We start from the raw sequence: 13,233 nt of genomic DNA, 5'->3' as shown, positions 1-13,233 counted from the left end.
TCGTCAGCAGCAGAGAAACGAGATTATGTAGCAGTTTGTTTATCGCGTCAACTACTTTTTTGCGATTCGTTTTAAATCTTTTCGTCTCGCTTAACTTCGGCTTTGACTACTTCCATTTAAAACGTACTTCACACTGCTTCATGCCTCTTTGCTTTCCGGTTCAACCTGGTTCGCTTTTCAGCGGTCACCGTTGTTCCGGCCAGCTCGGTGAAGACTCATTCATACGTCAGGGTCTCACACGTATACTTAAAAGCAAAAACCCTCGCTACTTGCGTAACGAGGGTTCTTGGGAGTAACAAGCCTGACGATGACCTACTTTCACACTGGTTGCAGCACTATCATCGGCGCGAAGTCGTTTCACGGTCCTGTTCGGGATGGGAAGGGGTGGTACCAACTTGCTATAGTCATCAGGCATAACTTGTAAAGTCAGTTGCTCTCGACGGAGCAGCAACCAACCCAAACTGGAAGAAGTATTTAGTAGATTCTTGGGTGTGATGCACTAGGGCAAACACAATATATGCTCAACTTGTCTATAACAGAGCTAATGTTATAGGAACAAGCCGCACGGGCAATTAGTATCAGTTAGCTTAACGCATTACTGCGCTTCCACACCTGACCTATCAACGTCCTGGTCTCGAACGACCCTTTAGGGGAATCTAGTTCCCGGGAAGTCTCATCTCAAGGCGAGTTTCCCGCTTAGATGCTTTCAGCGGTTATCTCTTCCGAACTTAGCTACTCGGCAATGCCACTGGCGTGACAACCGATACACCAGAGGTTCGTCCACTCCGGTCCTCTCGTACTAGGAGCAGCCCCCTTCAAACTTCCAACGCCCACGGCAGATAGGGACCAAACTGTCTCACGACGTTTTAAACCCAGCTCACGTACCACTTTAAATGGCGAACAGCCATACCCTTGGGACCGGCTACAGCCCCAGGATGTGATGAGCCGACATCGAGGTGCCAAACTCCCCCGTCGATATGAACTCTTGGGAGGAATCAGCCTGTTATCCCCAGAGTACCTTTTATCCGTTGAGCGATGGCCCTTCCATACAGAACCACCGGATCACTATGTCCTACTTTCGTACCTGCTCGACTTGTCAGTCTCGCAGTTAAGCACGCTTATGCCATTGCACTATTAGCACGATGTCCGACCGTACCTAGCGTACCTTCGAACTCCTCCGTTACACTTTGGGAGGAGACCGCCCCAGTCAAACTGCCTACCATGCACTGTCCCCGATCCGGATAACGGACCAAGGTTAGAACCTCAAACAAACCAGGGTGGTATTTCAAGGTCGGCTCCACGCAGACTAGCGTCCACGCTTCAAAGCCTCCCACCTATCCTACACAGATTGGTTCAAAGTCCAATGCAAAGCTACAGTAAAGGTTCATGGGGTCTTTCCGTCTAGCCGCGGGTAGATTGCATCATCACAAACATTTCAACTTCGCTGAGTCTCGGGAGGAGACAGTGTGGCCATCGTTACGCCATTCGTGCAGGTCGGAACTTACCCGACAAGGAATTTCGCTACCTTAGGACCGTTATAGTTACGGCCGCCGTTTACTGGGACTTCAATCAAGAGCTTGCACCCCATCATTTAATCTTCCAGCACCGGGCAGGCGTCACACCCTATACGTCCACTTTCGTGTTTGCAGAGTGCTGTGTTTTTATTAAACAGTCGCAGCCACCATTTTATTGCAACCCTTTTGTCCTTCTGGCGCAGGCCAGTCAAACTACTTGGGCGTACCTTATCCCGAAGTTACGGTACCAATTTGCCGAGTTCCTTCTCCCGAGTTCTCTCAAGCGCCTTAGAATACTCATCTCGCCCACCTGTGTCGGTTTGCGGTACGGTCTCGTTAGACTGAAGCTTAGAGGCTTTTCTTGGAACCACTTCCGATTGCTTCGCGAACAAGTTCGCTCGTCTCACACCCTTGAATTACGCTGCCGGATTTGCCTAACAGCCTTCTTCGATGCAAAAACCGACTATTCCAACAGTCGGACAACCTTCCGCGATCCGTCCCCCCATCGCATCTAACGACGGTGCAGGAATATTAACCTGCTTCCCATCAGCTACGCATCTCTGCCTCGCCTTAGGGGCCGACTCACCCTGCTCCGATGAACGTTGAACAGGAAACCTTGGGCTTACGGCGTGCGGGCTTTTCACCCGCATTATCGCTACTCATGTCAGCATTCGCACTTCTGATACCTCCAGCATCCTTTACAAGACACCTTCACAGGCTTACAGAACGCTCTCCTACCATATCCTTGCGGATATCCGCAGCTTCGGTGACTGGCTTAGCCCCGTTACATCTTCCGCGCAGGACGACTCGATCAGTGAGCTATTACGCTTTCTTTAAAGGATGGCTGCTTCTAAGCCAACCTCCTGACTGTTTTAGCCTTCCCACTTCGTTTTCCACTTAGCCAATCTTTGGGACCTTAGCTGGCGGTCTGGGTTGTTTCCCTCTTGACGTCGGACGTTAGCACCCGGCGTCTGTCTCCCAAGCTCGCACTCATCGGTATTCGGAGTTTGCAATGGTTTGGTAAGTCGCGATGACCCCCTAGCCATAACAGTGCTCTACCCCCGATGGTGATACTTGAGGCACTACCTAAATAGTTTTCGGAGAGAACCAGCTATTTCCAAGTTTGTTTAGCCTTTCACCCCTATCCACAGCTCATCCCCTAATTTTTCAACATTAGTGGGTTCGGTCCTCCAGTGCGTGTTACCGCACCTTCAACCTGGCCATGGATAGATCACTTGGTTTCGGGTCTACACCCAGCGACTGAACGCCCTATTCGGACTCGATTTCTCTGCGCCTTCCCTATTCGGTTAAGCTTGCCACTGAATGTAAGTCGCTGACCCATTATACAAAAGGTACGCAGTCACCCCTTACAGGGCTCCTACTGTTTGTATGCACACGGTTTCAGGATCTATTTCACTCCCCTTCCGGGGTTCTTTTCGCCTTTCCCTCACGGTACTGGTTCACTATCGGTCGATTACGAGTATTTAGCCTTGGAGGATGGTCCCCCCATGTTCAGACAGGATTTCACGTGTCCCGCCCTACTTGTCGCAAGCCTAGTTCCACACCATCGATTTCGCATACGGGGCTATCACCCACTATGGCCGGACTTTCCATTCCGTTTTGCTATCGTTGATGCTAAATCTTGCAGGCTGATCCCATTTCGCTCGCCACTACTTTGGGAATCTCGGTTGATTTCTTTTCCTGTAGCTACTTAGATGTTTCAGTTCGCCACGTTCGCTTCGTTACCCTATGTATTCAGATAACGATGACCTTACGGCCGGGTTTCCCCATTCGGAAATCTGCGGATCAAAGCTTGTTTGCCAGCTCCCCGCAGCTTATCGCAAGCTACTACGTCCTTCATCGCCTGTAATCGCCAAGGCATCCACCATGTGCACTTATTCGCTTGTTCCTATAACGTTAGCCTCTTTTGCAAGAGCGTTATATGAAGCGTTGAGTTTTAGCGTTTGCCGTATTCCAAAGTAAGTCTTCTAATTGCTAAGATCACTTCGTAATACTTTGATTGATACAATCACACCCATTTTTACTTTCGCAAGAACCGAAGTCCTGGCGATCGTTTAAATGAATCTTTACTTCTTCCAGATTGTTAAAGAACAAAAACAGCCATTGATCGTAAAAGATCAAACCTAAATCACTACGTCTTGCGTTTTGCGACGCTGACTTAGGTTTGACATTTCTTGGTGGAGGTTGACGGGATCGAACCGACGACCCCCTGCTTGCAAAGCAGGTGCTCTCCCAGCTGAGCTAAACCCCCGAAACCTTGGTGGGTCTGGTTGGGCTCGAACCAACGACCCCCGCGTTATCAACACGGTGCTCTAACCAGCTGAGCTACAGACCCGCTTGGATCAGTATCAGTAGCCAGTCAGTGACCTTGTGTCACGGACCGCGCTTCACCAAATAACTGTTCTTGATTTACAGCCGATAAGTGTGGACGCTTAACTTCGTGTGCACTCTAGAAAGGAGGTGATCCAGCCGCACCTTCCGATACGGCTACCTTGTTACGACTTCACCCCAGTCACGAATCCTACCGTGGTGAGCGCCCTCCTTGCGGTTAGGCTACCCACTTCTGGTAAAACCCGCTCCCATGGTGTGACGGGCGGTGTGTACAAGACCCGGGAACGTATTCACCGCGACATGCTGATCCGCGATTACTAGCGATTCCAACTTCATGGAGTCGAGTTGCAGACTCCAATCCGGACTACGATACACTTTCTGGGATTAGCTCCCCCTCGCGGGTTGGCGGCCCTCTGTATGTACCATTGTATGACGTGTGAAGCCCTACCCATAAGGGCCATGAGGACTTGACGTCATCCCCACCTTCCTCCGGTTTGTCACCGGCAGTCTCATTAGAGTGCCCTTTCGTAGCAACTAATGACAAGGGTTGCGCTCGTTGCGGGACTTAACCCAACATCTCACGACACGAGCTGACGACAGCCATGCAGCACCTGTGTGATGGTTCTCTTTCGAGCACTCCCAAATCTCTTCGGGATTCCATCCATGTCAAGGGTAGGTAAGGTTTTTCGCGTTGCATCGAATTAATCCACATCATCCACCGCTTGTGCGGGTCCCCGTCAATTCCTTTGAGTTTTAATCTTGCGACCGTACTCCCCAGGCGGTCTACTTCACGCGTTAGCTGCGTTACCAAGTCAATTAAGACCCGACAACTAGTAGACATCGTTTAGGGCGTGGACTACCAGGGTATCTAATCCTGTTTGCTCCCCACGCTTTCGTGCATGAGCGTCAGTGTTATCCCAGGGGGCTGCCTTCGCCATCGGTATTCCTCCACATATCTACGCATTTCACTGCTACACGTGGAATTCTACCCCCTCTGACACACTCTAGCCGTGCAGTCTCAAATGCAATTCCCAGGTTGAGCCCGGGGATTTCACATCTGACTTACACAACCGCCTGCGCACGCTTTACGCCCAGTAATTCCGATTAACGCTTGCACCCTACGTATTACCGCGGCTGCTGGCACGTAGTTAGCCGGTGCTTATTCTTCAGGTACCGTCATTAGTAATAGATATTAGCTACTACCGTTTCTTCCCTGACAAAAGAGCTTTACAACCCGAAGGCCTTCTTCACTCACGCGGCATTGCTGGATCAGGGTTGCCCCATTGTCCAAAATTCCCCACTGCTGCCTCCCGTAGGAGTCTGGGCCGTGTCTCAGTCCCAGTGTGGCTGGTCGTCCTCTCAGACCAGCTACTGATCGTTGCCTTGGTAGGCTTTTACCCCACCAACTAGCTAATCAGATATCGGCCGCTCCAGGAGCATGAGGTCTTGCGATCCCCCACTTTCATCCGTAGATCGTATGCGGTATTAGCTAGTCTTTCGACTAGTTATCCCCCACTCTAGGGCACGTTCCGATATATTACTCACCCGTTCGCCACTCGCCATCAGGAGCAAGCTCCTATGCTGCCGTTCGACTTGCATGTGTAAGGCATGCCGCCAGCGTTCAATCTGAGCCAGGATCAAACTCTTTAGTTTAATCTCTGTTTTGTGCCATTTCTGGCTACCCCGAAGGGCATCGCTCTCTCAAAATACTGACAGGTAATTTCTTGCGAACTTACCTATATTTCTTGTGAGCATTTAATATTTAAAGTTTCCAGAACCGAAGTTCTGTCGCACTTCATTAAACGCCCACGCTTATCGGCTGTTAATTTTTAAAGATCTGTCTGTCGCAAACGCGCCTGGCGCTGTTTGCATCGCTGCGAATCGTTTTGTTCGTCAGCAGGGGGCGAACTATAGCAACGCATCCGGCAGCGCGCAAGTACTTTTTGAAAAATAGTTCAAAATAATTTAGAAGGATATGGGCCAGGCTCCGTCCGGTACGCCGAAAAGCCTTACCCAGCTTGGGCCTCGGAGATTCTGGCCAGGACCGAAAAAAACCAAAAGAATCCGGGCCATCCCTGGCGGGACGGCCCGGATTCTTTTTTACTGGTCTAAATAATTCAAATAATTACCGGATTTTCTGCAAACCCAGGCGGCTCTGCTTAACCCGCCTTCACGGTCAGGTCGCTCTTCACGTCTCGCACTCCCTCGACCCCGGCGACCAATTGCAAGGCATGCTGGCCCAGCTCGGCGCTCGGGACGGAGCCCTTCAGGGTGACCACGCCATCCTTGGTGCTGACCTTGATCTTCATGGAAGAGATCTGCTTGTCTTCCACCAGCGCCGCCTTCACCTTGGCGGTGATCACGGAATCGTCAATATAGGCTCCGGCCTTCTGCGCAGAGGGCGCATTGGTGCTGGCGGAATCCGCCGCGTGGACTGCCGGTGCGGCAGCGGCCATCACCATGGCGGCGGCCAGCAGTCGTGCTGCAAGTGAAGATGTCTTCATGAAGTTCTCCTTGTTCAATGAGGTGGACCTGGCATTGCCCTTCCCTTCACCGAGGCGGGCAACTCTGGTCTGTTCGTTCGCAAATGCCATGCCACCCCAAGCTATCCTCAATGACATCAGTGACTTATCGCGCGAACTCAGCAGTACGGCAGCAAAGATGAGCCGGCAAACCCACCATTTCCGTCGGCCGGACCCGACATCATGTCGCAGCGACAAGCGCAACTCCTTGATTTCAAACGACTCCATCCTGTCGCTCCATCACGACGGCCTCCTCGCCACCCCGGAATCGCCTTGGATCCAGTCCATTCTTCTGCAGCAGCCGGTAAAACTCGGTTCGATTGCGGTCGGCCAGCCGGGCTGCGTCGGAGACATTGCCATCCGTCAGCTTCAGCAGCCGCACGAGGTAATCCCGCTCGAATTTCTGCTTGGCCTCTGCATAACGCAGCAGATCCAGCGTCGGCACCCGCAATGCGCGCTGCACCAGCGACGCCGGGATCAGCGGCGCGGTCGACAACGCGCACACCTGCTCCACGACGTTATAGAGCTGGCGCACATTGCCCGGCCAGTGGGCCAGGCTGAGCACTTCCAGCGCATCCGGGGCAAAGCCCGTCAGGCGCTTGGGATAGCGCGCGGCGATGGTCTTGAGGAAATGATTGGCCAGCAGCGCGATATCCTCACGCCGCTCTTCCAGCGGCGGCAGGCTGAGCGTGACCACATTGAGCCGGTAATACAGATCGGCCCGGAAGTGCCCCTCATTCATGGCCACCTCCAGGTCGCGGTGGGTGGCCGAGATCACCCGTACGTCGACCTCGGCAGCCTGGTTGGCCCCCACCTGCCGCACGGTCTTTTCCTGCAGTACGCGCAACAGCTTGACCTGCAAGGCCAGCGGCATATCCCCGATTTCATCGAGAAACAGGGTACCGCCTTCCGCCGCCTGGAATAAACCTTCACGATGCTCTACAGCGCCGGTAAATGCGCCTTTCACATGGCCGAACAATTCGGACTCCAGCAACTGCTCGGGAATGGCACCGCAATTGACGGCAATGAAGGGCTTGTCCGCACGTGGACTGGCACGATGAATGGCGCGGGCCAGCACTTCCTTGCCGGTACCGCTGTCGCCACGGATGAGGATGCTGGCGTCGGAGGCCGCCACCAGCCGGGCCTCGGCCAACAGTTCATCGACCCGCTGGCTGCGGCTGATGATGTCGGCGCGCCAGGCTTCATCCGGCGTCTCCTGGGCTGGCGCGGACAGGCTCAGGGCCTGCGCCACCTTGTCCAGCAGGACATGGCCATCAAACGGCTTGGTGAGATAGGCGAAGGCCCCCTGCGTGGTGGCCTCGACGGCATCGGGAATGGTGCCATGGGCGGTGAGCAGGATCACCGGCAAGGCCGGATAGCGGCTGCGGATCTCGGCAAACAGCGCCAGCCCATCCATGCCGGGCAGACGCACGTCGGTGATCACCAGCGCCGGCAGCGCAATGGCCAGCTGGGCCAGGGCGGCCTCGGCGCTTTCCACGGCCAGGATGCGGTAGCCGCTGGCGTTCAGGCGCAGCGTCAGCAATCGCAGCAGGTCGGGATCATCGTCGACCAGCATCAGGGGGGCAGTCTTTCCCATCGGGACTCCAGTTCCAGTAAAGGGAACGGCCCCGGCGGGATGGCGGCACCCCGGGTCTTCAGGGATGCAGATTACTTGCCGCCAGCCGGCAGGGTCCGTTCGATGTTCTTGAGCGCTTCCAGCTTGTCGTTGAGCTGATCGACCTTGCGCTGCGCTTCCTTCAGTTGCACCGAGGACTTCTCGGCACCGTCGGCCACGCGGCGCAGGTCGGAATAATGTCCAACCAGCAACTGCACCAGAGGCTTGAGCTTCTCCGCTTCGACGCTGCGATCGGCCATGACGTTCCATAGCTGGGCTTCGGCCTTGGCCAGGTCGATGGCGTCGCGCGTCAAAGACAGGGCCATGGCGCGGCGCACATTGGTCGCCGGACCGGCCGGATAGGTATTGACACGCTGCAACTCGCGGCCCAGTTCGGCCGGCGTCATCTTGCGCAGTTGGGCGTTGTAGGCCAGCAGTTCGTCGATGTTGCTGGAGGATTGGATGAGCTGGACGGTCGACGTCGGTGCGGACGGCTGCGGTCCCACACACGCGGCCAGCACGACGGAACAAGCCAGGATCAGGATCTTATTTTTCATCAGGCAACTCGATTCGGAAATGCGCCCCGCCCTCACGCGGGACCAGATAGACCTTGCCGCTATGCGCCTGTACGTACTCGCGCACCACGGACAGCCCGATGCCATTGCCACGGCGGGCACCGGTGGGCTGATGCAAGCCCTGGTAGAAGGGTTCAAAGATGCGGGCGGTATCGGTCGGTGCCACGCCCGGCCCCTGGTCCAGACATTCCACCCGCACCATGCCCGGAGCCTCGCTCAGCAGGAAGCGGATGAAGCCGCCCTGCGGGCTGAAGCGCACGGCATTGGACAGCAGGTTGGCCAGCACGATGGCCATCTTCTCGGGATCGACCACCACGGTACGGGCCGCACCCTCGATTTCCACCTTCAGTTCGCGCGCCAGCCATTGCAGGCGCTGGTCGTCGATCACCTTGTGCAGCAGCGCGCGCAGGTCCACCGGCACCGGATGGATACGCTGGGCATCGAAGGAGACTTCGTTATAACGCAGCAGATCCTCGATCTGGGTCTGCAGCGACTGGGTATTCTGGCGCAGGATGCGAGCGATCTCGCGCTGGTTCTCGGTCAGTTGCCCGGCCACGCCGTCATCCAGCAGGGCCGCGCCTTCGCACAGCGCCGCCAGCGGGGTCTTCAATTCATGGGAGACATGGCGCAGGAAGCGCGACTTCTCCGCCTCCAGATCCGCCAGCCGTTGGCGCAGCCAGTCCAGCTGCTGGCCCAGGCGGCGGATGTCGGCCGGGCCGCGCACGTCGATGGGCTGGTCGAAGCGATTGTCGCCCAGCCGGCCAATGGCCTGCTCCAGCCGTGCCATCGGACGCGACAGCCAGAGTCCGAAGCAGAACGCCAGCAAGACCGCCAACACGATGGCCCCCACCACCTGGGCGGTGAGCAGCTGGCGCTGCTGCTCCAGCGCCGCCGATAAAGCATTGTTGCGGCGATCCACCTCGCGTCGGCTCTCCAGCGCGATGCGTTCATTGAGCGCGGGCAGGCGCGCAAAGTCCTGGAACAGCTTGGCCTGCTCGCCCTTGTCCTTGCGCGACTCCGCCTCCAGCACGCCGGCGGCTTCATCCACATACACGCCCCACTGGCTGAACAGGTCGCGCGGGGCCATCGGCAGCGAATCCGACAATTCACCCAAAGCCTGGCGCGCCTGCTCGCGCGCCTCGTTGAAACGATCATGGAAAGCGCGGTCATCCAGCACCAGGTACTGGCGCGCACTGCGCTCCATGGCCACGGTGCGCTCGGCCAGCCGCTGGGCGGATTCGGTCAGCTGCACCGCCTGGCGCGCCGTCTCGCGGCTGTTGGCCGACATGCGGTCCAGTGTGAAGAGGGCGTGGATGGACGTACCGCTCAGGAGCGCGGCGATCAGCAGGAAAGCCGCCAGCAGCAACTGCCGGAACGACAATCCAAGATAGCCGGGCTTGCGGCCGGCGGGCGACTGGGGCGGATGAGTGTGCTCGATGGCGTTGAACATGCGATTGATCTCGGTCCCACAAGACTTGCCTGGTTATCCGGCTGGCGCACTGCCCTCCGGCCCGAAACATGCCGACAGGAAACGCCGGCCACGCTGTTGCGGGCACACATTGTAATCATTTGTCGGGCGGCCTGCGATGCGGCGACGTTTCCCCATGGCAATTCCGCGAGCGCGACCTGCCACGGAGGACCGCAGGCGCGCCCGGAACGGCGTCGGCCTCAGTCTTGCGGACCGAGGAAATCCAGCAGCATCAGGGCGACCACCTTGGTGGCCTTCTTCAGGTCATCCAGCGCCAGGTTCTCATCGGCCTGCTTGGCATTGGATTCCATGAGCGTGCGCGGACCGGCCCCGAACAGCACCACCGGAATGCCTGCTTCACCATACAGGCGGGCATCGGTATAGAGCGCCGAACCATTGGTGGTCAGGGTCTCGCCCATGACCTGTTCGGCATTGCGCAGCAGGCTGTCCACCAGCTTCTCGTGACCCGGCAGCGGGCGCAGCGCACGCGCCAGCAGCAGGCGGCGGATTTCCACGCGGATGCCCGGCAGGCCGGCCACTGCGTCTTCGATCAGCTTGCGCACGCCAGCTTCGACCTGCGCCGGATCTTCCTCGGGAATCATGCGGCGGTCCATCTTCAGCACCACCTTGCCCGGCACCACATTGGTATTGGTACCGCCATCGATGCGGCCGACGATCATGGTCGGATGGCTGATGCCCGGGATGGAGGAGCGGATGTCCTTCAACCCCGGCAGCGCGCCATAGATCGCATTGAGAATGGCATTGGCCGCCTGCAGGGCATCATGGCCGGTCTCGGGCATGGAGCCGTGCGTGGCGCGGCCATGCACGGTCACCTCGAACTGCAGGCAGGCATTGTGGGCAGTCACCACGTTGTAGCTGAAGCCGGCCGCCAGCACGTAATCCGGACGGGTCAGTTTCTGTTCCAGCAGCCAGCCCGGGCCGAGCACGCCGCCGAATTCCTCGTCATACGTGAAGTGCAGTTCCACTGCGCCGCGCAGCGCTGCCCCCAAGGACTCCAGCGCGCGCGTGGCGAAGATATAACTGGCGAAGTCGCTCTTGGAAACCGCTGCCGCACGGCCATAGATGCGGCCATCCGCCACTTCGCCCCCATACGGGTCATGGGTCCAGCCTTCGCCCGGCGGCACCACGTCGCCGTGGGCGTTGAGCGCCAGGGTCGGTCCACCGTCGCCATAGGGACGGCGCACGATCAGGTTGGTGATGCTCTGCATGCCATAGTCGCGCACCTGGTCGGCCGGTACCGCGTGCTTCTCGGCCTGCCAGCCCCAGGACTGCACCAGCTCGGCCACCGCATCGGCGTGCGGGGCGTTGTTGCCGGGCGGGGTATCGGTGGGGATGCGGATCAACTGCTGCAGGACCCCGACCTCTTCCTCGAAATGCTGATCGATCCATGCGCACAGGCGCTCCGACAACTGCTGTTTGGACATGCTTGCCACTCCGTGATCAAAGGCACCAGCCGCGCTGGCGCAAACCGCCATCATAGCGCAGCCGCCCCGCGTGTGGCCGCCGCCTGCGCATCCGGGCGTTCCCCGCTATCATTGACCGGCGCTGCCTTGCGGGGTGGCGCGCATTCCAGGACCTCCAAGACAACCACGACAACAAGCGGCAGCACCAGCACGCTTGCACCGCCAACACCCAACCACACCATGTCCTCGCAGCCTTCCACTTCCGGCACGTCCGATCCTGCCCATCACATCGTCATCGCTGGCGAGGGCCTGCCGCCCGAGCAGCGCGGGCGCGCCATCCTGGCGCTGGGCATCGCGGTCGGCCTGGCCACGCTCGACACCGCCATCGCCAACACGGCCCTGCCCGCCATGGCATTGGACCTCAACACCACACCGGCAGCCTCGGTCTGGATCGTCACCGCCTATCAGCTGGCGATGATGGTGGCGCTGCTGCCGCTGGCGGCGCTGGGGGAAATCGTCGGTTACCGCCGCATCTATATCTGGGGACTGGTGCTCTTTACCGCGGCCTCGCTGCTGTGCGCGGTGGCCTGGTCGCTGCCCACGCTGGTGATGGCGCGCTTCCTGCAGGGACTGGGCGGGGCCGGCATCATGAGCGTGAACACCGCGCTGATCCGATTCATCTATCCGACCCGCTCACTGGGCCGTGGCGTCGGGCTCAATACCCTGATCGTGGCCATCGCCTTCACGGTAGGACCATCGGTCGCCTCCGGCATCCTCGCCATCGCACCCTGGCCGTGGCTGTTTGCGGTCAACGTGCCGCTGGGCGTGGCGGCCGTCATCCTGGCCCTGCCCTCGCTGCCGCATACCGCGCTGTCGACACACGCCTTCGACCTGCGCAGCGCCGTGCTCAATGCGGCTGCCTTCGGCCTGCTGATCCTGGCCATCGGTGAAGGCGCGCACCAGGCAGAGGCCAGCGTGGTCGGACTGGAACTGGGCGCCGCCATCGTCTGCGGCCTGTTCCTGCTCAAGCGCGAACTGTCGCATCCGGCACCGATGCTGCCGGTGGACCTGTTCCGCCATCCCATGTTCACGCTCTCGGCGATCACCGCCGTGTGTTCCTTCGCGGCACAGGGCCTCGCCTTCGTCTCGCTGCCCTTCTTCTTCCACCATGACCTGGGCCGCAGCCAGGTCGAGATCGGTCTCCTGATGACACCCTGGCCGGTGGCCGTGGCGATCATGGCACCGATCGCCGGACGGCTGTCGGATCGCTATCCGGTCGGCATCCTCGGCGGCGTCGGGCTGGCGCTCCTGTGTGCAGGGCTGCTATCGATGACCTTCATGCCGGCTGCGCCCACCGTATGGGAAATCAGCTGGCGCATGCTGCTCTGTGGCATGGGCTTCGGCTTCTTCCAGTCGCCCAATCTCAAGGCACTGATGACCAGCGCCCCGCCGCATCGCAGCGGTGGTGCCTCCGGCATCGTGGCGACGGCACGGCTGCTCGGCCAGAGTGTCGGGGCCGCGCTGGTGGCGCTGTGCTTCAACCTGTCGGAGACCCAGGGCTCGCGCTTTGCCCTCGGCTTCGGCGCCGCCTTTGCGGGGGTGGCCTGCATTGCCAGCTTCCTGCGTTTGCTCACCAGCAACCCTTATGCGCCGCCACTGAAAAAATAAGTTTTTCTCACCATTCCTCACAGCCACCGTCGGCCGGATTCTCAGGCGGTGGCTGCCTGTCTCGGTATTACATCAATTTTTCAACGATCTTCAGA

At 58.4% G+C, this 13,233-nt stretch carries 6 protein-coding genes, 2 tRNA genes and 3 rRNA genes; 1 reads left to right on the top strand and 10 read right to left on the bottom strand.

Translation table 11 applies throughout. The annotated features are described in order from the left end of the window. Positions 1-299: 299 nt before the first annotated feature. From rrf to ACWHXP_RS20870, 10 genes are all read right to left on the bottom strand, one after another. Positions 300-412 (bottom strand): 5S ribosomal RNA (gene rrf / locus ACWHXP_RS20915). A 139-nt stretch (positions 413-551) separates the two neighbouring features. Then, positions 552-3,423, bottom strand: a 23S ribosomal RNA gene (locus tag ACWHXP_RS20910). Between the two features lie 287 nt (positions 3,424-3,710). Beyond that, positions 3,711-3,786 (bottom strand) — tRNA-Ala (locus ACWHXP_RS20905). Positions 3,787-3,793: 7 nt separating this feature from the next. Continuing rightward, a tRNA-Ile gene (locus ACWHXP_RS20900) sits at positions 3,794-3,870 on the bottom strand. A 118-nt stretch (positions 3,871-3,988) separates the two neighbouring features. Further along, positions 3,989-5,519: ribosomal RNA gene (locus ACWHXP_RS20895) — 16S ribosomal RNA — on the bottom strand. Together the 16S, 23S and 5S rRNA genes with 2 tRNA genes alongside form the textbook arrangement of a ribosomal RNA operon. 506 nt (positions 5,520-6,025) lie before the next feature. Next, a complete protein-coding gene (locus tag ACWHXP_RS20890; protein ID WP_121037519.1) occupies positions 6,026-6,370 on the bottom strand; it encodes a BON domain-containing protein in 345 nt (114 codons plus the stop codon). A 232-nt stretch (positions 6,371-6,602) separates the two neighbouring features. Beyond that, positions 6,603-7,985: a sigma 54-interacting transcriptional regulator gene (locus ACWHXP_RS20885; RefSeq protein ID WP_489624224.1), complete on the bottom strand. Its 1,383-nt coding sequence runs from the start codon at positions 7,983-7,985 to the stop codon at positions 6,603-6,605. A 71-nt stretch (positions 7,986-8,056) separates the two neighbouring features. Next, complete coding sequence (locus ACWHXP_RS20880; protein ID WP_034339018.1) at positions 8,057-8,560, bottom strand: hypothetical protein; 504 nt, start codon at positions 8,558-8,560, stop codon at positions 8,057-8,059. Then, positions 8,550-10,028, bottom strand: coding sequence for a HAMP domain-containing sensor histidine kinase (locus ACWHXP_RS20875; protein ID WP_134137708.1), 1,479 nt, complete (start codon positions 10,026-10,028; stop codon positions 8,550-8,552). The genes ACWHXP_RS20880 and ACWHXP_RS20875 overlap by 11 nt, the downstream gene beginning before the upstream one ends. A gap of 218 nt (positions 10,029-10,246) precedes the next feature. Continuing rightward, complete coding sequence (locus ACWHXP_RS20870; protein ID WP_039790261.1) at positions 10,247-11,491, bottom strand: M20/M25/M40 family metallo-hydrolase; 1,245 nt, start codon at positions 11,489-11,491, stop codon at positions 10,247-10,249. A 219-nt stretch (positions 11,492-11,710) separates the two neighbouring features. On the opposite strand from ACWHXP_RS20870, the gene ACWHXP_RS20865 reads away from it, so the two are divergent. Continuing rightward, a complete protein-coding gene (locus ACWHXP_RS20865) occupies positions 11,711-13,138 on the top strand; it encodes an MFS transporter (RefSeq protein ID WP_121037510.1) in 1,428 nt (475 codons plus the stop codon). Positions 13,139-13,233: the final 95 nt, after the last annotated feature.

It is taken from the genome of Herbaspirillum sp. Her2 (assembly GCF_057961375.1).
This window is presented reverse-complemented; position numbering and strand designations above follow the sequence as displayed.